Annotated in this window: 23 protein-coding genes; 15 read left to right on the top strand and 8 right to left on the bottom strand. The window is 68.9% G+C overall.

Annotated elements, in window-relative coordinates; translation table 11 throughout:
• Entirely contained in the window at positions 1–1,248 is a 1,248-nt protein-coding gene (gene hemA / locus ACWIDZ_RS14265; protein ID WP_453989695.1) for a 5-aminolevulinate synthase, read from the bottom strand.
• 115 nt (positions 1,249–1,363) lie between these two features.
• Between hemA and pdxR (ACWIDZ_RS14260) the strand changes: the two genes are divergently transcribed.
• From pdxR (ACWIDZ_RS14260) to ACWIDZ_RS14245, 4 genes are all read left to right on the top strand, one after another.
• Positions 1,364–2,854, top strand: coding sequence for a MocR-like pyridoxine biosynthesis transcription factor PdxR (pdxR, locus tag ACWIDZ_RS14260; RefSeq protein WP_453989697.1), 1,491 nt, complete (start codon positions 1,364–1,366; stop codon positions 2,852–2,854).
• 116 nt (positions 2,855–2,970) lie between these two features.
• A complete protein-coding gene (gene alr, locus ACWIDZ_RS14255; protein ID WP_453989699.1) occupies positions 2,971–4,107 on the top strand; it encodes an alanine racemase in 1,137 nt (378 codons plus the stop codon).
• On the top strand, positions 4,104–4,865 hold the full coding sequence (locus ACWIDZ_RS14250) for a YggS family pyridoxal phosphate-dependent enzyme (RefSeq protein WP_453989701.1): 762 nt from the start codon (positions 4,104–4,106) through the stop codon (positions 4,863–4,865). Before alr ends, ACWIDZ_RS14250 begins: the two co-directional genes overlap by 4 nt.
• A 43-nt stretch (positions 4,866–4,908) precedes the next feature.
• Positions 4,909–6,066: a DegT/DnrJ/EryC1/StrS family aminotransferase gene (locus tag ACWIDZ_RS14245; RefSeq protein WP_453989703.1), complete on the top strand. Its 1,158-nt coding sequence runs from the start codon at positions 4,909–4,911 to the stop codon at positions 6,064–6,066.
• 6 nt (positions 6,067–6,072) lie between these two features.
• Here ACWIDZ_RS14245 and pdxY read toward each other — a convergent pair whose 3' ends face one another.
• The 3 genes from pdxY to ACWIDZ_RS14230 form a co-directional block, all read right to left on the bottom strand.
• A complete protein-coding gene (gene pdxY / locus ACWIDZ_RS14240) occupies positions 6,073–6,873 on the bottom strand; it encodes a pyridoxal kinase (protein ID WP_453989705.1) in 801 nt (266 codons plus the stop codon).
• 17 nt (positions 6,874–6,890) lie between these two features.
• The gene (gene glyA / locus ACWIDZ_RS14235; protein WP_453989707.1) at positions 6,891–8,159 is read right to left on the bottom strand and encodes a serine hydroxymethyltransferase; all 1,269 of its coding nucleotides are present in this window, start codon (positions 8,157–8,159) and stop codon (positions 6,891–6,893) included.
• Between the two features lie 109 nt (positions 8,160–8,268).
• On the bottom strand, positions 8,269–8,505 hold the full coding sequence (locus tag ACWIDZ_RS14230; RefSeq protein WP_453989709.1) for a thioredoxin: 237 nt from the start codon (positions 8,503–8,505) through the stop codon (positions 8,269–8,271).
• 118 nt (positions 8,506–8,623) lie between these two features.
• On the opposite strand from ACWIDZ_RS14230, the gene pdxR (ACWIDZ_RS14225) reads away from it, so the two are divergent.
• The 7 genes from pdxR (ACWIDZ_RS14225) (at position 8,624) to truA (ending at position 13,502) form a co-directional block, all read left to right on the top strand.
• A complete protein-coding gene (pdxR, locus tag ACWIDZ_RS14225; protein WP_453989710.1) occupies positions 8,624–10,093 on the top strand; it encodes a MocR-like pyridoxine biosynthesis transcription factor PdxR in 1,470 nt (489 codons plus the stop codon).
• 99 nt (positions 10,094–10,192) lie between these two features.
• Entirely contained in the window at positions 10,193–10,369 is a 177-nt protein-coding gene (locus ACWIDZ_RS14220; protein WP_454071105.1) for a hypothetical protein, read from the top strand.
• 98 nt (positions 10,370–10,467) lie between these two features.
• Positions 10,468–10,875: an acyl-CoA thioesterase gene (locus ACWIDZ_RS14215; protein WP_312219485.1), complete on the top strand. Its 408-nt coding sequence runs from the start codon at positions 10,468–10,470 to the stop codon at positions 10,873–10,875.
• Positions 10,876–10,947: 72 nt separating this feature from the next.
• The gene (gene def / locus ACWIDZ_RS14210) at positions 10,948–11,520 is read left to right on the top strand and encodes a peptide deformylase (RefSeq protein ID WP_346486175.1); all 573 of its coding nucleotides are present in this window, start codon (positions 10,948–10,950) and stop codon (positions 11,518–11,520) included.
• Complete coding sequence (locus ACWIDZ_RS14205; protein WP_338577856.1) at positions 11,520–11,750, top strand: hypothetical protein; 231 nt, start codon at positions 11,520–11,522, stop codon at positions 11,748–11,750. The genes def and ACWIDZ_RS14205 overlap by 1 nt, the downstream gene beginning before the upstream one ends.
• A 27-nt stretch (positions 11,751–11,777) precedes the next feature.
• Positions 11,778–12,746 carry a methionyl-tRNA formyltransferase gene (gene fmt, locus ACWIDZ_RS14200; protein WP_453989715.1) on the top strand — a complete coding sequence of 323 codons (969 nt, stop codon included), beginning with the start codon at positions 11,778–11,780 and terminating at the stop codon, positions 12,744–12,746.
• Between the two features lie 6 nt (positions 12,747–12,752).
• On the top strand, positions 12,753–13,502 hold the full coding sequence (truA, locus tag ACWIDZ_RS14195; RefSeq protein ID WP_453989717.1) for a tRNA pseudouridine(38-40) synthase TruA: 750 nt from the start codon (positions 12,753–12,755) through the stop codon (positions 13,500–13,502).
• Between the two features lie 9 nt (positions 13,503–13,511).
• Here the strand turns inward: truA and ACWIDZ_RS14190 are convergent, their stop codons facing one another.
• Both ACWIDZ_RS14190 and ACWIDZ_RS14185 read right to left on the bottom strand, forming a co-directional pair.
• A complete protein-coding gene (locus ACWIDZ_RS14190; protein WP_291779882.1) occupies positions 13,512–13,943 on the bottom strand; it encodes a YidB family protein in 432 nt (143 codons plus the stop codon).
• Between the two features lie 75 nt (positions 13,944–14,018).
• Complete coding sequence (locus ACWIDZ_RS14185; protein ID WP_291778924.1) at positions 14,019–14,156, bottom strand: entericidin A/B family lipoprotein; 138 nt, start codon at positions 14,154–14,156, stop codon at positions 14,019–14,021.
• Positions 14,157–14,251: 95 nt separating this feature from the next.
• On the opposite strand from ACWIDZ_RS14185, the gene ACWIDZ_RS14180 reads away from it, so the two are divergent.
• The 4 genes from ACWIDZ_RS14180 (at position 14,252) to rplS (ending at position 19,025) form a co-directional block, all read left to right on the top strand.
• On the top strand, positions 14,252–15,916 hold the full coding sequence (locus ACWIDZ_RS14180) for a thiamine pyrophosphate-binding protein (protein WP_453989719.1): 1,665 nt from the start codon (positions 14,252–14,254) through the stop codon (positions 15,914–15,916).
• A gap of 85 nt (positions 15,917–16,001) precedes the next feature.
• Entirely contained in the window at positions 16,002–17,843 is a 1,842-nt protein-coding gene (locus tag ACWIDZ_RS14175) for a DUF885 domain-containing protein (protein ID WP_453989721.1), read from the top strand.
• A gap of 38 nt (positions 17,844–17,881) precedes the next feature.
• A complete protein-coding gene (gene trmD / locus ACWIDZ_RS14170; RefSeq protein ID WP_312219476.1) occupies positions 17,882–18,607 on the top strand; it encodes a tRNA (guanosine(37)-N1)-methyltransferase TrmD in 726 nt (241 codons plus the stop codon).
• A gap of 1 nt (position 18,608) precedes the next feature.
• Complete coding sequence (rplS, locus tag ACWIDZ_RS14165; RefSeq protein WP_291778912.1) at positions 18,609–19,025, top strand: 50S ribosomal protein L19; 417 nt, start codon at positions 18,609–18,611, stop codon at positions 19,023–19,025.
• A gap of 102 nt (positions 19,026–19,127) precedes the next feature.
• Here rplS and ACWIDZ_RS14160 read toward each other — a convergent pair whose 3' ends face one another.
• Both ACWIDZ_RS14160 and ACWIDZ_RS14155 read right to left on the bottom strand, forming a co-directional pair.
• On the bottom strand, positions 19,128–19,610 hold the full coding sequence (locus ACWIDZ_RS14160; protein ID WP_453989724.1) for a PA2169 family four-helix-bundle protein: 483 nt from the start codon (positions 19,608–19,610) through the stop codon (positions 19,128–19,130).
• Between the two features lie 69 nt (positions 19,611–19,679).
• A complete protein-coding gene (locus tag ACWIDZ_RS14155; RefSeq protein ID WP_312219474.1) occupies positions 19,680–20,522 on the bottom strand; it encodes a tryptophan 2,3-dioxygenase in 843 nt (280 codons plus the stop codon).
• Between the last annotated feature and the right edge of the window lie 16 nt (positions 20,523–20,538).

The raw sequence follows: 20,538 nt of genomic DNA, 5'->3' as shown, positions 1-20,538 counted from the left end.
TCAGGCCGGTTCCAGCGTCCGCAGGGCCGAGGCCGAAAACCGGCGCCAGTCGGCGTTGTCGGCCCAGACGGCGGCCAGAGCCTCCAGCAGATGATCCTCGTCGTCGTCGCTGTGCAGCGGCGTCGGCGTGACGCGCAGCCGCTCGGTCCCGCGCGGCACGGTGGGGAAGTTGACCGGCTGGATATAGACGCCGTGCTCATCCATCAGGGCGTCCGTCACCGCCCGCGCCGTGGCCGCATCGCCGATCATCACCGGCAGGATGTGGCTGGGGCTGGGCAGGACCGGCAGGCCCAACCGCTGCATCCCCGCCTTGATCGAGGCGGCGCGTGCGGCCAGCGCCCGGCGCGGCGCGCCCTCGGCCTTCAGATGCCGCAAAGCCGCCCGCACCCCGGCCACCACCGAGGGCGGCAGGGCCGTGCTGAAGATGAAGCCCGGCGCGTGGCTGCGCACGAAGTCGACCGCCGCCGCATCGCCCGCCACATAGCCGCCCATGGCGCCGAACCCCTTGCTGAGGGTGCCCTGGAACATGCTGATGCGGTGCGACTGGCCGTCGCGTTCGGCCACGCCCGCGCCGCGCGCGCCGTACAGGCCCACGGCGTGAACCTCGTCCAGATAGGTGAAGGCGCCGTGCTTTTCGGCCACGTCGCAGAGGGCGGCGATAGGGGCGAAATCGCCATCCATCGAATAGCAGCTCTCGAAACAGACAAGCTTGGGCCGATAGCGACAGACCCCGCTCATCAGCCGGTCCAGATCGCGCCAGTCGTTGTGGGCGAAGATGTGCTTCTCCACGCCCGAGCGGCGCATCCCCTCGATCATGGAGGCGTGGTTCAGGGCGTCGGAAAAGATCACCGCCCCCGGCAGGCGCGACGCCAGCGTCGACAGGGCCGCGTCATTGGCCGCATAGCCCGAGGTGAACAGCAGCGCCGCTTCCTTGCCGTGCAGATCGGCCAGATCGCGTTCCAGCAGAACGTGCTCGTGGCTGGTGCCCGAGATGTTGCGCGTGCCGCCCGCGCCCGCGCCATAGGTCCGGATCGCCCCTTGCGCCGCCTCGACCACCTCGGGGTGGACGCCCATCGATAGATAGTCGTTCGAGCACCAGATGGTGATGGTCCGCCCGCGCCGGTGATCGCGGGCATAGGGGGTGTCGGGGGCCAGCCGCTCCAGATCGGCGAAGACACGATAGCGGCCCTCCTGCTTCAGATCGTCCAGATCGCGGCTGAAGAAGTCGGCGAAGTCGAAAGCGCCCATGACATCACATCCCATCACAGGTCGGGCGGCGACATTGCCATCCCGCCGGGGGCGTGACACCTAACGCTGGATTGGCCGGATCATTCCGGCCACTTTGGAAAGAAACTGCAGACCATTGCTGAAGCGCGCCCAGCTGGAATCCGTTCAGGCCTTCATGGACCACCCGGCCCAGTCCGGCCTGCCCCTGCACGCCCGCATCCAGCGCGCCGTGCGCCAGTTGATCGTGGAGCGGTCGCTGACGGCGGGGCGGCCCCTGCCCTCGTCGCGGACGCTGGCCCGGTCGCTGGGCGTGTCGCGCGATACGGTCGAGACGGCCTATGCCCAGCTTCACGCCGAGGGCTTCATCGAGCGGCGCGTCGGCAGCGGCAGCTTCGTCTGCGAGCTGACCGAACTGGGCCTGAAGCGCGGGGTGCTGCGCCCGGCGGGCCGCCGCCCCGTCCTGCAACCGGCGGCGGCGCCGACGCTCAGCAAGCGCGGGCAGGCGATGGCCGACAGCGGGGGTCTGCGCGATCCCTACGCCCCGCTGGCCTTCTCGCCCGGCGTGCCCGAGACGCGCCTGTTTCCCTTCGCACAGTGGGACCGGCTGCACCGCCAGACCCTGCGCGAGGAAGGCGCCGCCGCCCTGCACCACGGCGACCCGCAGGGCCATCCGCGCCTGCGCCGCGCCATCGCCGGCTATGTGAACCTGGAACGCGGGGCGCGGGCCGATCCCGACCAGATCCTGATCCTGACCAGTTCGCAGCAGGCCCTGTCCCTGTGCGCGCGGGTGCTGGCCGATCCCGGCGACGGCGTCTTCATCGAAGACCCGGCCTATCAGGGCGCCGCCAAGGCGCTGGAGGCGGCGGGGCTGAAGCGCCTGCCTGTGCCGGTCGACGCGCAGGGGCTGCGGACTGACGACCTGTTGGCCCGGCGCGAGGACGGACGGGCGGTCTTCGTCACCCCCTCGCACCAGTTTCCGACCGGACGCACCCTGTCGCTGGACCGGCGGCTGGCCCTGATCCAGTGGGCGACAGAGCATGACGCCTGGATTCTGGAAGACGATTACGACAGCGAGTTCCACTACGCCGGGCGGCCCACCGCCTGCGTCCAGGGTTTGGACCCGCACGACCGGACCCTCTATCTGGGCACCTTCACCAAGTCGCTGTTTCCGGGCTTGAGGCTGGCCTATCTGATCCTGCCGCGACCGCTGGTCGAGCCGATGGTCGCGGCGCGCAGCCTGATGGACGGCTTCACCGCCTCGGTGGCGCAGCTGACGCTGGCGCGCTTCATCGAGGACGGCCGGTTCGGCGCCTATGTCCGCACCATGCGCGGCGTCTATGCGGAACGGCTGGACGCGCTGGAGGCAGCGGTGAACACGCGCCTGCCCCACGTCGTCACGCCCGACCGGCCTGTCGGAGGGCTGCAGATGCCCTGCTTCCTGAAGGACGGCTTCGACGAGGCCGAGACGGTGCGCGCGGCCCGGCGCGTCGGCGTTCATCTGACCGGCCTGACGCCCCTGCATGACGCGGGCGCGGGCCGTCCCGGCTGGCTGATGGGCTTCGCCGCCTCGACCCCGGCCGAGATCGACGCCGCCGTCGACCGGCTGGTGAAAATCTTCCCCGCGTGATCGACGCTTACAAAGCGGTCTGACGATCTGCGCCGACGTGGCGGGGAATGGCCGGGATGCGGCGGCCTAGGGTGCGGAGGTCGGCGGTCAGCCGATGCCGTGAAAGCTTCTATCCCTTGCCTGCCCTCGCCCTGTTCCCGACCGACCAGCCGGGCCGCCGATCCGACCACGGCGGCGGCCGGATTCGCGTGTCCTTAAGCGCCGTCGCCGCCAACTATCGCGCCATGTGCGACCAGGTCGCCCCCGCCGCCTGCGCCGCCGTGGTCAAGGCCGACGCCTATGGTCTGGGCGCCGCCCGCATCGCGCCTGCCCTGTATGACGCCGGATGCCGCGCCTTCTTCGTCGCCCATCTGTTCGAGGCGGTGGATCTGCGCCGCGTCCTGGCCGCAGACGCCGACCTGTTCGTGCTGAACGGTCTGGCGCCGGGCGCCGAATACGCGGCCCTCGCCGCCGGGGCGATCCCGGTGCTGAACAGCTTTGAACAGATGGAGGGCTGGGCGCGTCTGGGCCGGGCGGTCGGGCGGCCGCTGGCGGCGGCGATCCAGTTCGACACCGGCATGTCGCGGCTGGGCCTGCCGCCCGAGGACGCCGCCTTCGCCTTCGGCCCGGATGGCCCGATCCGCTGGATCGAACCGCGCCTGATCCTCAGCCATCTGGCCGTCGCCGACACGCCCGGCCACGCAGGCAATGCGCGCCAGCGTCAGGCCTTCGAGCGCATTCTGGCCCACGCGCCGCCGGACGTGCCGTGCTCGCTGGCCAACTCGGCCGGGTGCTGGCTGGGCGAAGACTATCACTATGACCTGTGCCGGGTCGGGGCGGCCCTGTTCGGGCTGGACGCCTCGCCCTCGGCCAAGGCCATGCAGCCGGTGGTCGAGGCGACGGGCCGCGTCATCCAGACCCGCGCCGTGCCTGCGGGCGCGGGCGTCGGCTACGACTGGGCCGTCACGGCGGCGAAGGGTATGCGGCTGGCCACCATCGGCGTGGGCTATGCCGACGGCTGGCCGCGCCAGTTGTCGGCGAGCGGCGCCGCTGCATTCGAAGGACGGTTGCTGCCCTTCGTCGGCCGCATCTCGATGGACAGTCTGGTCGTAGATATCAGCGCCCTGTCCCCCGATGCGCTGAAGGCGGGCGATCAGGTGGAACTTCTGGGCCCCAACCGCACGCCGGAACAACTGGCGCTGGACGGCGCGACCATCGACTATGAAGTCATCGCGCGGCTGGGCCGCCGCTTGTGTCGGGAGTATGTTTCGTGACCCTTTCGCCTGAAAATCTCGAACGCTTCGGGCCTGATCCGCGCGAGCGGTTCGCCGCCAATCTGGCGCTGGTCCATCGCCGCATCGCCGCCGCCTGCGAACAGGTCGGGCGGCCGATCGACAGCGTGCGCCTGTTGCCGATCACCAAGACGGTTCCGGCCGAGATCCTGCGTCTGGCCTGGGCCGCGGGCGTCACCGACTTCGGCGAGAACAAGCTGCAGGAGGCCCGCGACAAGGCCGAGGCCATGGCCGACCTGTCGATGCGCTGGCACGTCGTCGGCCACCTGCAGTCGAACAAGGTCAAATACCTGACCCGTCTGGCGGACGAGTTTCATGCGCTGGACAGCCTCAAACTGGCCGAGGTGCTGAACAAGCGACTGGAGACGGATGGGCGCGACATGAAGGTCTATGTCCAGGTCAACACCTCGGGCGAGGAGAGCAAGTTCGGCCTGCACCCCGACGACGCGCTGGACTTCATCGAACGGCTGGAAGCCTTTCCCCGGCTGAAGCCGCAGGGGCTGATGACGCTGGCGGTGTTCAGCGACGACCCCGACCGGGTGCGGCCCTGCTTCACCCTGTTGCGGTCCCTGCGCGACAGGGCCGAGCGCATCGATGCGCGCATCACCGGCCTGTCGATGGGGATGACCGGCGACTACGAACTGGCGGTGCGCGAAGGCGCGACCGTGGTGCGGGTCGGACAGGCCATCTTCGGCCCGCGCCCGACGCCGAACGCCCACTACTGGCCCGGCCTGGCCTGAGAGCCGACTGGCCTGACCAACCTTCCCTCCCCGGAGTAAGCGCGTGACCATTCCCTTCATCGATCTTCTCAGCCAGCGCCAGCGCATCGGCGCGACCATCGACGCCGCCCTGATGGAGGTCGCCGCCAGCGGCCAGTACATCATGGGTCCGGCGGTCGGCGCCTTTGAACAGGCCCTGTGCGATTTCGGAGAAGCGCCCCACGCCCTGTCCTGCTCCAACGGGACGGATGCGCTGGTGCTGTTGATGATGGCGTGGGACGTGGGGCCGGGAGACGCCGTCTTCTGCCCCGCCTTCACCTTCGCCGCCACGGCCGAGGTGGTCGCGCTGGCGGGCGCCACGCCGGTCTTCATCGACATCCGTCCCGACACCTGGACGATGGACCCCGACCACCTGCGCGCCGCCGTCGAGGCGGTTGAGCGCGAGGGCGTGCTGAAGCCTCGCGCCGTCATCGCCGTGGACCTGTTCGGCCAGCCCGCCGACTATCCCGCCCTGTCGGACATCACCCAGAAACACGGGCTGAAGCTGATCGCGGACTCGGCGCAAGGGTTCGGCTGCACCCTGAATGGCCAGCACCCGATCCATTGGGCCGACGCGACGACGCTGAGCTTCTTCCCGGCCAAGCCGCTGGGTGCCTATGGCGACGGCGGGGCGGTGCTGGTCAAGGAGGCGGCGCTGATGGATCACCTCATCTCCCTGCGTGTTCACGGTCAGGCGACGGCGGCGGATGCGGCGGCCCAAGACTTCACCCACGACCCCAAATATCTGAACCCGCGTCTGGGCATGAACGGGCGGCTGGACACCCTGCAGGCCGCCGTCCTGCTGGAAAAGCTGAAGATCTTCTCCGACGAGATCGAGCGCCGCAACCGCATCGCCGAACGCTATGTGCAGGGGCTGGCCGGTCATGTGGCGGCGACACCCGTGGTCATTCCCGGCGGCCGCTCGGTCTGGGCCCAGTTCACCGTCGAGCATGACGATCGCGACACCCTGGCCGCCCATCTGAAGGCGCAGGGCGTGCCGACCGCCGTCTATTATCCGATCCCCCTGCACCGCCAGCCCGCCTATCGCCAGCACCCGGTCGGCCCCGGCGGTCTGGCCGTGACCGAGGCCAGGGCGGAACGGGTCGTCAGCCTGCCGATGAGCGCCTATCTGGACGAGGCCGTTCAGAACCGGGTGATCGCCGCCGTCGCCAGCTTCGGCTGAGGGCTTTCAGCCCTCGGTCAGGCGCATCTCGAAGGCGCCCGCCGCCTGGGTCCGCAGCAGAACAGTCTGGACCCCGGCGGTGGCGCGGGCGGCGGCCTGCGGCAGGGTCTCGCCGCGCATCAGCCAGCCGGTCAGGTATGCGGTGAACAGATCGCCGGTGCCGCTGGGCCGGATCGGAATGCGGGGGATGGAGGTGCGATGGGCGAGGCCGCCCTCGACCGCCACCGTCTCGACCTCGCCGGGCGCCGTGTCGGTCAGGACGCAACCCGTCACCACCGTCCGCCCCGTGCCGCGCGCGTTCAGGATGCGCGTCGCCTCGATCACCCCCTCGACGGTGTCCGGCCGTTCGCCGACCAGTCGGCCCAGTTCGAACTGGTTGGGGGTGATGATGTCGGCCATCGGCGTCAGTTCGTCGCGGAACTGCTCGATCAGGCCATCCGCGACGAAAACGCCCAGATCATCGTCGCCGATCACCGGGTCGCAGATGTGCAGCAGGGCCGGGTTCTTCGCCTTCCAGCGCCGCAGGAAACCCGCCGTCGCCGCCGCATTGGCGGCCGAGCCCATATAGCCCGTGACCACCGCCCCGGATGTCATCGACAGGTCGCGCTCCTCGACCCCCAGCAGCAGGTCGGCGACCAGTTCCGTCTCCAGAATCCGGCCGCGCATGGTGGGATAATGCGGGTGATTGGACAAAAGGGTGGTCGGCACAGCCGCCACCTCCAGCCCCATGGCCTGCATCGGCTGGACCGCCGCGCTGTTGCCGACGTGGCCGTAGACGACCTGGCTCTGAATCGAGATGACCCGCACGCGCGTTCGGAACCTCCTTAAGCGGGCGTCAGCGCCGGTCCGGCGATCGGATAGGCCCGCGTCAGTTCTGTTCCCTGCGCCTTCACCGCCGCGCTGTCGAGATCGCCGTCGCGCAGGCCCTTGAGGATGGTCAGGATCATGCCGCCGACCGTGCGGAACGCCTCGGCGTCGAACCCGCGAGAGGTCGAGGACGGCGAGCCCAGCCGCAGCCCCGACGTCACCATGGGCGAAGCCGTGTCGTAAGGGACCGAGTTCTTGTTGGCGATCAGGCCGTGATCCTCCAGCGCCTCGACCGCCGCCTTGCCGGTCAGACCGAAGAGGCGCAGGTCGACCAGCACCAGATGGCAGTCCGTCCCGCCCGACACGAGGCGCAGGCCTCCGTCCGCCAGCGTCTGGCCCAGTACGCGGGCGTTCTCGATCACCGCCCTGGAGTATTCGACAAAGTCCGGTTGCAGCGCCTCATGGAAGGCCGCCGCCTTGCCCGCGATGACGTGCATCAGCGGTCCGCCCTGGGTGCCGGGGAAGACCGCCTTGTCGATGCGCCGCGCCAACTCCGGGTCGTTGCACAGAATCAGGCCGCCGCGCGGGCCGCGCAGGGTCTTGTGCGTGGTCGAGGTGGTGACATGGGCGTGCGGCGTCGGATTGGGATAGAGGCCCGCCGCGATCAGCCCGGCGTAGTGGGCCACGTCGGCCACCAGGTATGCCCCGACCTTATCCGCGATCTGGCGCATCCGGGCGAAGTCGATGCGGCGCGGATAGGCCGAACCGCCCGCATAGATCAGGCGCGGCCGGTCATGCAGGACGCGCTGTTCCATGTCGTCATAGTCGATCAGGTCGTCGTCTTCGCGCACCCGATAGGCGCTGACCTCGAACCACTGGCCCGACAGGCTGACCGGCGAGCCGTGCGTCAGGTGGCCGCCGCAGGCCAGGTCCAGCCCCATGATGCGGTCGCCCGGCTTGATCAGGGCGAACAGCACGGCCAGGTTGGCGTTGACGCCCGAGTGCGGCTGGACGTTGGCGTAGGCCGTGTCGAACAGGGTGCAGGCGCGCTCGATGGCCAGTTTCTCGGCGATGTCGACCGCCTCGCACCCGCCGTAGTAGCGGCGGCCCGGATAGCCCTCGGCGTATTTGTTGGTCAGGACCGAGCCCTGCGCCCGACGCACGGCGGCGCTGACGATGTTCTCGGACGCGATCAGTTCGATGCTGTCCTGCTGGCGTTTCTGCTCCAGGGTCAGGGCATGAGCCAATTCCGGGTCCAGGGCCCGCGTCGCCAGATCGAAAGCCATGTCGTCTCCGCCGTTCGAATGAAAAAGGCGGCGGGTCGGCCTTTGAGGAGGAGGGTCGCCGACCCGCCGAGCGGCTGGCTTCGGGGGACTGAAGCCAGGCCGAAGAGCGTCAGCGCAGGGCCGAAAGGTCCGCGCCGTGATTGATGTGGTAGACGGCGCCGCCCATGACGATGGCCGGAACCGACTGCACGCCGGCAGCCTCGGCTTCGGCCAGACGCTGCGGCGCCTCGCCCAGGTGAACCACCTCGACGTCATAGGCCGCCGGGTTCATCGCGCCGACGAAGCGCTGCTCGACGTCGACGCAGACGGTGCAGCCTGCGTGATAGAAAACGGCTTTCTCGGCCATGGCCCTATCCCTTGTCTCTGATCCCGCAGCGGTGTTGCTGCCGGGGAATGCGCGTGGGATACCCGGCCTATCGGCCCTGTCATAAGAGCCGCTTTCCTGAAACCTGATAGGCCGGATCATGGGACGCAGCGCCGTCGTCATTGAACTGATCGAAGACCCCGCCCGGCCCCTGTTCATCAATCTAGCGGGGTCGGTGATACGCGAGATCGAGCGTGGACGGCTGAAACCCGGCGACCGTCTGCCCGGCACCCGCGCCCTGGCCCGCACGCTGGGCGTTCATCGCAACACCGTCGACGCCGCCTATCAGGAGTTGGTGCTGCAGGGCTGGCTGACGGCTGAGGCGTCGCGCGGCACCTTCGTCGCCCGCGACCTGCCCGATCTGGGTACGCAGAACTGGGGCGCTCGCCCCGCCGCCGCCGCCCGCCTCGCCTCGCCCCTGCCGCAGACCCGGCCTGCGCCGCCGCCGATGCAGTTCTCAGACGGCGCCCCCGATGCGCGCCTGATGCCGGGGCTGGAACTGGCCAGGGCCTTCCGCCGATCGCTGACCGGCGCCGAACTCAAGTCGCTGCCCGGATACGGCGACCCGCGCGGCGCGCCGTCGCTGCGGACGGCGCTGGCCCGCTACCTGTCGGCCGAGCGCGGCCTGACGGTCGGGGCCGACGACATCCTGATCACGCGCGGCAGCCAGATGGCCCTGTTTCTGGCCGCCGCCGTCCTGAACCCCGGCGACGCAATCGCCGTCGAAGATCCCGGCTATCCTCTGGCCTGGAAGGCGTTTCGTGCGGCCGGGGCCCGCGTGGTCGGCGCCCCGGTCGATACGCAGGGGCTGGACGTAGAGCAACTGGAGGCCCTGCTGACGCGCGACCCGACGATCCGCGCCGTCTACGTCACGCCCCATCATCAGTTCCCGACCACGGTGACGCTGGGCGCCGGGCGGCGCCTGCGCCTGCTGGAAATGGCGCGTCGTCATGGCCTGATCCTGATCGAGGACGACTATGACCACGAATACCGTTTCGAGGGCCGCCCGGTCCTGCCGCTGGCCGCCCGAGCCCTGAATCAGGGAGGCGATCAGGACCGCATCATCCATATCGGATCGGTGTCCAAGCTGCTCTCGCCCGTGGTCCGCATCGGCTATGCGACAGGCGCGCCGGACCTGATCCAGGCCATGACCGCGCGGCGCGAAGCCATCGACCGTCAGGGCGACCTGCCGCTGGAGCGGGCGCTGGCCCGGCTGATCGACGACGGCGACCTGGGCCGCCACGCCCGCAAGGCGCGCAAGATCTATGAGCAGCGCCGCGACCTGCTGTGCACCGAGATCGCCGCCCGGCTGGACGACGCCGTCGCCTTCGACAGGCCGGCGGGCGGGCTGGCGCTGTGGCTGCGCGTGAACCCGGACATCGACGCCGCCGCCTGGGCCGCCGAGGCTGAGCGATCCGGCTTGATCCTGACCCACGGCCGCCAGCTCCAGCTTGAACCCGGCCCCAAGGGGTGCGCCGCCGCCAACGCCTTCCGCATCGGCTTCGCCAGTCTGGACGGGACGGAACTGGTCCGCGCCGTCGACCGGCTGAAGGCGGCGCAACCGGCCTGATCGATCAATCCAAACTGGAACTTCTAGACCATCCGGCTTGTCGCCACCCTCGGACCTGATCGCGGCCGTCGCCGCATGGGTGTGAAAGGGTTCAACACGATGCCGCCGTCCAGCCGCAAGACGACCTCGCCCCGGCCACGCCGTCTCTTCGAGGGCGAGGACACGCCCGAAGGCGGCGCCACGCGGCGGACCGCCCTGATACAGATCTTCGTCCTGCCGCTTTCGGTGGCGGTCGCCGCTGCCGTCATCGGCGTCGTCGCCGTCTGCTCGGGTTGAAGCGGGGATCTCCGGAGGCCGCAACCGGCCAATGGCTTGCGTCATTCCAGGTCAGGGCGCATGAACCGGCCCTGACGAAGCCGCCCGAGAGGTCATCCGTGTCCGACGCCGACAAAGCCGCCGCCCTGTTGCCCGAAGGCCAGCCTGTCGGCCGCGTCATCGCCATGCCCGCCGACACCAATCCGGAAGGCGACATCTTCGGCGGTTGGCTTCTGGCGCAGATGGACCTGGCTGGGGCGACCCCGGCGTTCGAGCGCGCGGGCGGCCGTTGCGCCACCGTGGCCCTGGACGGCATGGTCTTCCACCAGCCGGTCTCGGTCGGCGACGAAGTCTCCACCTACGCCAAGATCATCCGCGTCGGCCGCACCTCGATCCGCGTCCACGTCGAGGCCTGGAAACGCGCGCGCGGTCAGGCCGAGGCCCAGTCGGTCCGCGTGACCGAGGGCGTCTTCACCTATGTGGCCATCGATCAGGACCGCAAGCCGCGTGAAGTGCCCCCGGCCTGACGCTGATCGGAAGTCCCAGCCCGACAGTCGGTAATTCTTGACGTTCGGGGGCGGCGGCCCTACCTCCCCCGCATGGCCATTCGTCGTATCCTGACTATCGATAACGCCGCCGATCTGGCGATCCTGAAGACTGTCGCCGCGCCCGTGGAAGGCGGCGTCACCGACGCCGTGCGCGCCCTGATGGATGACATGCTGGAGACGATGTACGACGCGCCGGGCATTGGTCTGGCCGCGCCGCAGATCGGCGAGCTGACCCGCGTGGTCGTCATGGACCTGGGCGACAAGCCGGTCGAGGGCGCCGCTGACGAGCCGCAGACCGAGGAAGAGGCGCTGGAGCGCCGCAACCCGCGCTTCTTCGTCAACCCCGAGATTCTGTGGTCGTCCGAGGAGATGTTCTCCTACGAAGAGGGCTGCCTGTCGGTGCCGACCTATTACGACTCGGTCGAGCGTCCGGCGCGCGTGCGGGTCCGCTACATGAACTATCAGGGCGAGACGATCGAGGAAGAGATCGAGGGCCTCTACGCCGTCTGCTTCCAGCACGAGTTGGACCATCTGAACGGCGTCCTGTTCATCGACCACCTGTCGCGCCTGCGCCGTGACCGCGCGGTCGCCAAGGTCAAGAAGCAAGCGAGGATGGCCGCCTGATGGCTCGCAAGACCCGCAACATCGATCCCAGAATCGTCAATAGAGGGGGCCGTCGCCGCCTGACCCGCAACGAGAAGGTCGGCGCGGCCAGTCTGGCGACTCTGCTGGCTGTCGCCGCCGTCGGCGTGGTGGCGGGTCTGGTCATCGACCGCCTGCTCGATTTCGACGACGCCCTGGACGCCGGCGGCGAGTGGGACGAGGGCGGCGGCGTCTATACCCGCTGGATGTAATCGGCCCCACGGTCTAAAGGCGTGCCCATGCGCCTAGCCTTCATGGGAACCCCCGACTTCGCCGTGCCGTCCCTGGCCGAGCTGATCGCCTCGGGGCACGAGATCGTCGCCGTCTATTCGCAACCGCCGCGCCCCAAGGGCCGGGGCCAAAAGCTGACGCCGTCGCCCGTTCACGCCTTCGCCGAGGCCATGGGTCTGCCGGTCTTCACACCCGAGAGCATGAAGGCGGCCGAAGCCATCGACGTCTTCAAGAGCCTGGACCTCGACGCCGCCTGCGTCGTCGCCTACGGCCAGATTCTGAAGCCTGAAGTGCTGGAGGCGCCGCGTCTGGGCTGCTTCAACCTGCACGGGTCGCTGCTGCCGCGCTGGCGCGGGGCCGCCCCGATCCAGCGCGCCATCATGGCCGGAGACCGTCAGACCGGCGCCCAGATCATGCGGATGAGCGAGGGCTTGGACGAAGGGGCCATCATCCTGTCCGAACTGATGGACATCCACGCCGACGACACCGCCGCCTCTCTGGGCGACCGTATGGCTCATGTCGGCGCCGCCCTGTGGCCGCGCGCCCTGGCCGCCATCGAACGGGGCGGTTTCACCGAGACGCAGCAGACGGGCGAGCCGACCTACGCCAAGAAGATCACCTCGGCCGAAGCCCGCATCGACTGGAGCCGCCCGGCCGCCGAGGTGGACGCCCACATCCGCGGCCTGTCGCCCTTCCCCGGCGCCTGGTTCGAGGTCGAGGCCGACGGCGAGCCGGTGCGCGTCAAGGCCCTGATGTCGGTCCTGGCTGAAGGCGAAGGCGCGCCCGGTCAGGTGCTGGACGACGCCTTGACCATCGCCTGCGGCGACGGCGCGGTGCGCCTGACCCGCGTGCAGCGTCCCGGCAAGGCGGCGCAATCGGCCGAGGAAATGCTGCGCGGCTTTCCGGTTCCTGTCGGAACCATTCTGAGTGGGGCGCGGTCAGAAGGCTCCGCCTTCTCGACCCGACGCGGCCTGTAGGGCGTCATGCCCCGATACAGATTCACCATCGAATACGACGGCTCGGCCTACAACGGCTTTCAGGCCCAGGTCGACCAGCCGACCGTGCAGGGCGCCATCGAGACGGCGATCACGGCCTTCAGCGGCCAGACCGTCCGCATCGCCGCCGCGGGGCGCACCGACACCGGCGTCCACGCCACGGGCCAGACCTGTCATGTCGATCTGGAGCGCGACTGGCCGGCGCAGACGGTGATGAACGCCCTGAACGCCCATCTGGTGAAGGAGGCCGTGGCGGTGCTGGACTGCACGCCGGTCAGCGACGACTGGCACGCGCGCTTCACCGCCAATGGGCGCAAATACCTGTATCGCATCCTGAACCGGCCCGGCCGTCCGGCGCTGGACCGGGGCCGTGTCTGGCACGTCAGGAAGCCCCTGGACGCCGAGGCCATGCACGCCGCCGCGCAACACCTGATCGGCCATCACGACTTCACCACCTTCCGCGACGCCGCCTGTCAGGCGGCCAGCCCGCTCAAGACGCTGGACGTCGCCCGCGTCTCCCGCGTCGGCGAAGAGGTGCATCTGGTGTTCGAGGCGCGCAGCTTCCTGCACCGTCAGGTGCGGTCCATGACGGGCAGCATCGTCGAAGTGGGCCTCAATCGCTGGAGCCCGGCCGATCTGGCCGATGCCTTGGCGGCCAAGGACCGCGCGCGATGCGGCCCGGTGGCGCCGTCAGACGGTCTCTATCTGACGGGCGTCACCTATGAGGCCGAGGCCTGACCCCAGGCTTCAGCGTTTGAACAGGCCGCCCAGGGCGCCGCCGAGGCCGCCTGGCAGGTTGTTCAACAGACCGCCGAGCATGTCGTCCGCGCCCTCCGCCGAGCCGTTCGGCGTCAGGCGGTCAATGGCTTCCGGCAACAGTCCGGCCAGGGTCTCGCTGGCCTGTTCCGGCGAAACGCCCAGCTTCCGGGCGAAGTCGGCGATCGGGCCGGAGCCGATGACGGCGGCGATCTGCTCGGGGCTGATCGCAGCGTTGCCGCCCTTGCCGATCCACGAAGCGGCCACGTCGCCCAGACCGTTCTGGCCGAACTTTTCAGCCAGACCCGCCACGCCGCCCTGCCCCTTCAGCAGGTCGGCCAGGCCGCCGGCGGCGTCATCGCCGAGGCCGCCCAGAACATTATCCAGAAGTCCCATCTCAATTCCTCCGATTTGCGCCGCCAGAATGACAGACTTCCTCTGCGGATTTGTGGCCGGAAGGTAAAAGACGGCGCCGCGATCACGGCGACGCCGTCGACGTCAGCTCTTGGCGCGTTCCGAACCGGAGGTAACGGCTTGGCCGGCGGCTGACAGATCGCGGCCGATGCCCGAAACGGTGTTGCAGGCTGCGGTGGCCAGGGCGGCGGCGATGACGCCGAAAACAATGAGCTTGCGCATGATGAAATCCCCGTGGTCGATTTGGCGCTTCAACGTGAAGCTTGGCCATAAGGTTGCATGGCCAATTCATCCTCCAATCTGCTAACGGCGAAACCATGACGCAAGCTTCCGGAACCGCCGCCCGCCGTTTGGTCGAAACCCTGGTGATGAACGGGGTCGACAAGGTCTTCTGCGTGCCGGGCGAAAGCTATCTGGCCGTGCTCGACGCCCTGGCCGATGTCCGCGACCAGATCGAGGTCATCATCTGCCGCCACGAGGCCGGCGCCGCCAACATGGCCGAGGCCTACGGCAAGCTGACCGGCCGTCCCGGCGTCTGCATGGTCACGCGCGGGCCGGGCGCGACCCACGCCTCGATCGGCGTGCATACGGCGCATCAGGATTCGACCCCGATGATCCTGTTCGTCGGCCAGATCGCCCTGACCGACCGCGGCCGCGGCGCCTTCCAGGAGGTCGACTACCGCGAGGTCTTCGGCGGCCTGGCCAAATGGGCCACCGAGATCGAAAGCCCTGAACGCACCGTCGAAGTGGTCGAACGCGCCTTCGCCACCGCTCAGCAGGGCCGCATGGGTCCGGTCGTCGTCGCCCTGCCCGAGAACACCCTGCACGAAGACGGCGGCCCCGCGCCGATCCGCCCCGTCGTCCCGGCCAAGGCCGCGCTGGACCCGGCCTTCGTCGAACAGGTGCGCGAGCGCCTGTCGCGCGCCGAACGCCCGATGCTGATCCTGGGCGGTTCGGGCTGGACCGATGAAGCGACCGACGCGATTTCCGACTGGGCAAAACGTCTGGGCCTGCCCCTCGCACTGTCCTTCCGCCGCAAGGATCTGATCCGTAACGACCACCCCGGCTATGCGGGCGACCTCGGCCTCGGACCGAACCCGAAGCTGGTGGCTCGGGTCAAGGACGCCGACCTGCTGTTGGTTATAGGCGCGCGCATGGGCGAGAACCCGACGCAGGGCTACACCCTGCTGGACCGCACCAAGACGGCGCAGACCCTGATCCACATCCATCCGGGACCGGAAGAGCTGGGCCGCGTCTGGGCGCCTGCCCTGTCGGCGGCGGCGGACAACGCGCTGGCGGCGCTGGCCCTGTCAGCGATCAAGCCGGGCCGAGCCTGGAACGATCAGGGCGCGGCGGCCCATGCCGACTTCCTCGCCTTCTCCTCGCCCATCGAGATCGAGAGCGCGGTCAATATGAGCGAGGTCATCGCCCATCTGGCGCAGGCCCTGCCCGAAGACGCCATCCTGACCAACGGCGCGGGCAATTTCGCCGCCTGGCTGCACCGCTTTCACCGCCATCAGGCCCGTCGCACCCAGCTGGCCCCGACCTCGGGCGCCATGGGCTACGGCTATCCGGCCGCGCTCGGCGCCAAGGCGACCCAGCCCTCGCGCGAGGTCGTCTGCATCGCCGGCGACGGCGACTTCATGATGAGCGCCAATGAGATGGCGACCGCCGCCCAGTACGGCCTCGGCGTCATTGTCGTGGTCGTGGACAACGGCACCTTCGGCACCATCCGCATGCACCAGGAGCGGGAATATCCGACCCGCGTCATCGCCACCGACCTGAAGAACCCCGATTTCGTGAAGTACGCCGAAGCCTTCGGCGCCTTCGCCGTGCGCTGCGAGACGACCGGCGATTTCCCGGCGGCCCTGACGGCGGCACGCGAGGCGGCGGCGAGCGGCCGCCCCGCCCTGGTCCACCTGATCACTGACGCCGAACAGATCGCGCCGGGCCGCACGATCACCGACCTGCGCGGCGCCTGACGCAGAACCTTAGCCGCCGCAGCTTGCCTGCGACGGCGCTTCGGGGAACAGTGCCGCCCTTATTGTACCGAGGGGGGTCTTTCTCATGCGTCGTCTTCTGATTTCATCCGCCGCCGCCCTGGCGCTCTGCGCCGCTGCGCCCGCTGCTATGGCCGAGGGAGCCGCGTCCGCCGCCGCGACCATCCAGGCCCAGAGCGAGGACGCCCGGCTCAACGCCTTCTTCGAACAGGCCTTCGAGGCGCGCGTGGCGCTGAGCCCCCAACGCATGACCTCGCTGGGCCGCAAGACAGACTATGACAAGCTGGACGACGTCTCCGACGCCGCCGCCGAACGCTCGCTGGCCCTGCAGGAATCCCAGCTGGCCCAGATGAAGGCCCAGTTCGATCCGACCAAGCTGAGCGAGCAGAGCCGCCTGTCCTGGCGCCTGTTCGAACACGGCGTGCAGCAGGCGCGCCTGTCGAACCAGTGGCGCGACTGGGGCTTCCAGTTCGCCGCCAACGGCAACCCGACCACCAGCCTGCCGGTCTTCCTGATCAACAACCACCGCATCTCAAGCGTCTCGGACGCCGAGGCCTATGTCGCCCGCCTGAACGCCGCCGAACGCTACATGGGCCAGGTGGCCGACACCCTGACGGCGCGCGCCGGCAAGGGCGTGGTCTCGCCGCGCTTCGTCTTCGAGCCCTCGATCGACAACACCCGCGCGGTGATCGCCGGAGCGCCGTTCGACGGCGGCGCCGACAACCCGGTCTGGGCCGACTTCCAGAAGAAGATCGCCGTCCTCGACGCCGATCAGGCGACCAAGGACCGCCTGCTGGCCTCGGCCCGCGAAGCCCTGACCGGCCCCTATAAGCGCGGCTTCGACACGGTTCTGACGGCGCTCGGCCAGGTGCAGACCCAGGCCGACAGCGACGCGGGCGTGTGGCGCCTGCCGCAGGGCGAGGCCTATTACAACGCGCGCCTGCAGCTCTCGACCACCACCGACCTGACCGCCGACCAGATCCACCAGATCGGCCTGGACGAGGTCGCCCGTATCCAGCGCGACATGGAGACGATCAAGACCCAGGTCGGCTTCACCGGCACGCTGCAGGAGTTCTTCGCCTTCCTGAAGACCGATCCGCAGTTCCAGTATCCGAACACGCCGGAAGGCAAGGAAGCCTATCTGACCGACGCCCGCGCCTTCGTGGCCCAGGTGATGGCCGTGGCGCCGCAGTGGTTCTCGAACCTGCCCAAGGCCCCGCTTGAGGTCCGCGCCGTCGAGCCGTTCCGTGAGGCGACGGCCTCCATCGCCTTCTACAACTCGCCTGCGCCGGACGGCTCCCGCCCCGGCATCTACTACGTCAACCTGTCGGACATGACCCAGGTGCTGAAGCCCCAGATCGAGGGCATCAGCTATCACGAGGGCGCGCCGGGCCACCACTTCCAGATCGCCTATGCGCAGGAGATGGAGCACCTGCCCAGCTTCCGCCGCTTCGGCGGCTACGGCGCCTATTCCGAAGGCTGGGGCCTGTATGCCGAGCGTCTGGGCAAGGAGATGGGCTTCTATCAGGACCCCTATTCCGACTTCGGCCGCCTCTCGACCGAGCTGTGGCGCGCGGTGCGTCTGGTGACCGACACCGGCCTGCACGCCAAGCGCTGGAGCCGCGAGCAGGCGATGGACTACTTCCGTCACAACTCCCTGCTGTCCGAGCGCGACATCCAGAAAGAGGTCGAGCGCTACATCACCAACCCCGGCCAGGCGACCAGCTACAAGATCGGCGAGCTGAAGATCGAGGAACTGCGCGCTAAGGCCGAGGCGGCGCTGGGCGACAAGTTCGACATCAAGGACTTCCACACCGTGGTCCTGGGCTCGGGCGCCGTGCCGCTGGTCGTGCTGGACGACCTGGTCGACGCCTGGATCGCCAAGGGCGGCGGCCACCCGACCGCCTGAGGCTCGCGTTTGCGACAGTAGAGCGGTAAAGGGCCGCCATGCCCTTTACCGCCACCGTCCTGACCATGTTCCCCGAGGCCTTTCCCGGACCGCTGGGGGTGTCGCTGATCGGCACCGCCTGGCGCGAGAAGGGACTGTGGGACCTGCAGACGCTGGACATTCGCGCGTTTTCCGAAGATAAGCGCGGCTTCCTGGACGACACCCCTGCGGGTGGCGGTCCCGGTCAGGTGCTTAAAGCGGACGTGGTGGCCAGGGCTCTCGACAGCCTGGAAGGCCCGCCCCGGCCGCTTTTGTACATGAGCGCACGCGGCAGGCCCCTGACGCAGGCGCGGGTTACGGAATGGGCCAAGGCCGACGGCATCGTCGTCCTGTGCGGCCGTTTCGAGGGGGTGGACCAGCGGGTGCTCGACGCCCGGGGGTTCGAGGAGGTCTCCGTCGGGGACGCGGTGCTCGCCGGCGGCGAGGCGGCGGCCATGGTGGCGATCGAGGCGTGCGTCCGGTTGGTTCCGGGGGTTCTGGGTGCGGCGGAAAGCCTGTCCACCGAGAGCTTCGAGGACGACCTGCTTGAACACCCGCAGTACACGCGACCGCGGACGTTCGAGGGCCACGACATCCCGGAAGTCCTGTTGTCAGGCGATCACAAGAAGATCGCCAAATGGCGTCAGGAACAAAGGGAAAGAACGACGCGGGAGCGGCGCCCGGATCTCTGGGAGCGGCATCTCGCCAACTTACAGGTAAAGAGCAAACAAGCTCCGGAGAAATGACATGAACATCGTCCAGCAACTCGCTGCCGAAGAAAAAGCCCGCCTGCTCGAAGGCAAGACCATCCCCGACTTCCAGCCCGGCGACACCCTGCGTGTCCACGTGCGCATCAAGGAAGGCGAGCGCGAACGCATCCAGGCGTTCGAAGGCGTCTGCATCGCCCGTGACGGCGGCGGCGTGAACGAGACCTTCACGGTCCGCAAGATTTCGTTCGGTGAAGGCGTGGAGCGTCGCTTCCCGATCCTGTCGCCGAACGTCGACTCCATCGAAGTGAAGCGTCGCGGCGTCGTCCGTCGCGCCAAGCTGTATTACCTGCGCGACCGTCGCGGCAAGTCGGCCCGGATCGCCGAGCGCCAGACGGCCCGCAAGGTCGCCGTCCCGGCCACCGGCACGACCGAGAAGGCCGGCGACGAGGCCTGATTTCAGGCTTCGGCTTCGCGCTGAAGATCAAAAGCCCCGGTGGAAACGCCGGGGCTTTTTATTGTTCGCGAACGCCCCTCGCCCGTCGGGAGGAAGGCGCGACTATTTCGGATACAGCGGATCATCCGCCTCGCGCCGGGCGTCGAGGCCGCGCTTCAGCGCGCTCGTCTGATCGCGCCCCGCCCGAACCTCCTCGTAAGCGCGGCGAATGCTCTCCTTTGTCGTGGCCGACAGGGCGTCGTCCGCCAGCGCCCGCTCGAACCTCGCCTTCAACTGCTCCTCTCCGTTTTCGATCGTGTCGATCATGGAGACCTCGCTGCGCAGCAAGGCGTGGCTGACGTCCCTGAAGGCGCGCTGCGCCTTGGCCAGGATGGAGCGATCTTCCTCCGGCGACCCGCCGCGTTCGCGCACCGCCGCCTTGAACGCTTCGGCCAGACGCAGCCGTTCGCCCGCTCGCGCCTCGAACCAGGTGCGATAGGCGTCGTCGGCCGCCTCCAGAGCGGCTTGGTGATAGCCGTCGGCGCTGTCGACCAGCCCCTCGACCAAGCCGTTGAGGATCTTGATGTCGTGGCTGTTGCCGGCCATCGGAAACCTCCGTTGCTGTCCCAGAGGAAAACCCCTGCCAGCGGCGAAGGTTGCGCCTTGCGCCCTGCCCTAAAGCTTGGTGCGCAGAGACCAGAGCTCGGGGAAGCAGCGGCGCTTCAGCGTCTCGACCAGATAGCCCACGCCGTCGGTGCCGCCGGTGCCCTGACGCCGGCCGATGATGCGCTCGACCGTCACCACATGCTTGTGCCGCCATGTCAGCAGGGCGTCGTCCAGATCGACCAGCTTCTCGGCCAGCTGATAGAGAGGCCACCAGCGCTCGGTGTCGCGATAGACCTCCAGCCAGGCGGCCTCGACGCCTTCATTCGCCTCATAGGACTGGCTGACGTCGCGGTTCAGCACCGCGTCGGGCACCGGCAGGCCCGCCTTGGCCAGTTGGCGCAGGGCGTCGTCATAGAGGCTGGGCGATTCCAGCGCCGCCTGCAGCGCCGCGTGGGCGGCCGGACGCTCGGCGTGGAAGCGCAGGAAGCGCGAGTCCTTCAGGCCCAGCATGGTCTCGAGGCGTCGGAACTGGTCGCTCTGGAAGCCCGAACTGGCGCCCAGATCGCCGCGGAACTTCAGGTAGTCGGCGGGCGTCATGGTGGCCAGGATGTCCCAGCTCTGGGTCATCACCGCCTGAATGCGGCTGACCCGCGCCAGGCTCTTGTAGGCGGGCACCAGATCGCCGGCCCGCACCAGCGTCTGCGCCAGCGCCACCTCGTGCAGGATCTGCTTGAGCCACAGTTCCTTGGTCTGGTGGATGATGACGAACAGCATCTCGTCATGCTGGTCGGAGCGCGGCTTCTGGGCGGACAGGATGTCGTCGAGGGCCAGATAGCCGGCGTAGGTCACGCCCTGCGGCTCATGCTTGGCCGTTTCAATTGCGTGTCCGCGAATGTCGTTTGCGTCGGTCATACGCCAGCTATCGCCC

It is taken from the genome of Brevundimonas sp. NPDC055311 (assembly GCF_053645695.1).
The sequence above is the reverse complement of the archived record's forward strand: the minus strand, read 5'-3'. Positions and strand labels throughout refer to the sequence as shown.

Bases quoted from the DNA above. Each gene is read 5' to 3' on its own strand.
- ACWIDZ_RS14175 (WP_453989721.1), top strand. From the start codon at position 16,002: ATGCGTCGTCTTCTGATTTCATCCGCCGCCGCCCTGGCGCTCTGCGCC.
- ACWIDZ_RS14205 (WP_338577856.1), top strand. From the start codon at position 11,520: ATGGCTCGCAAGACCCGCAACATCGATCCCAGAATCGTCAATAGAGGG.
- def (WP_346486175.1), top strand. From the start codon at position 10,948: ATGGCCATTCGTCGTATCCTGACTATCGATAACGCCGCCGATCTGGCG.
- ACWIDZ_RS14220 (WP_454071105.1), top strand. From the start codon at position 10,193: ATGCCGCCGTCCAGCCGCAAGACGACCTCGCCCCGGCCACGCCGTCTC.
- glyA (WP_453989707.1), bottom strand. From the start codon at position 8,159: ATGGCTTTCGATCTGGCGACGCGGGCCCTGGACCCGGAATTGGCTCAT.
- ACWIDZ_RS14180 (WP_453989719.1), top strand. From the start codon at position 14,252: ATGACGCAAGCTTCCGGAACCGCCGCCCGCCGTTTGGTCGAAACCCTG.
- trmD (WP_312219476.1), top strand. From the start codon at position 17,882: ATGCCCTTTACCGCCACCGTCCTGACCATGTTCCCCGAGGCCTTTCCC.
- ACWIDZ_RS14155 (WP_312219474.1), bottom strand. From the start codon at position 20,522: ATGACCGACGCAAACGACATTCGCGGACACGCAATTGAAACGGCCAAG.
- ACWIDZ_RS14160 (WP_453989724.1), bottom strand. From the start codon at position 19,610: ATGGCCGGCAACAGCCACGACATCAAGATCCTCAACGGCTTGGTCGAG.
- hemA (WP_453989695.1), bottom strand. From the start codon at position 1,248: ATGGGCGCTTTCGACTTCGCCGACTTCTTCAGCCGCGATCTGGACGAT.
- ACWIDZ_RS14230 (WP_453989709.1), bottom strand. From the start codon at position 8,505: ATGGCCGAGAAAGCCGTTTTCTATCACGCAGGCTGCACCGTCTGCGTC.
- truA (WP_453989717.1), top strand. From the start codon at position 12,753: ATGCCCCGATACAGATTCACCATCGAATACGACGGCTCGGCCTACAAC.
- ACWIDZ_RS14185 (WP_291778924.1), bottom strand. From the start codon at position 14,156: ATGCGCAAGCTCATTGTTTTCGGCGTCATCGCCGCCGCCCTGGCCACC.
- fmt (WP_453989715.1), top strand. From the start codon at position 11,778: ATGCGCCTAGCCTTCATGGGAACCCCCGACTTCGCCGTGCCGTCCCTG.
- rplS (WP_291778912.1), top strand. From the start codon at position 18,609: ATGAACATCGTCCAGCAACTCGCTGCCGAAGAAAAAGCCCGCCTGCTC.
- pdxR (WP_453989710.1), top strand. From the start codon at position 8,624: ATGGGACGCAGCGCCGTCGTCATTGAACTGATCGAAGACCCCGCCCGG.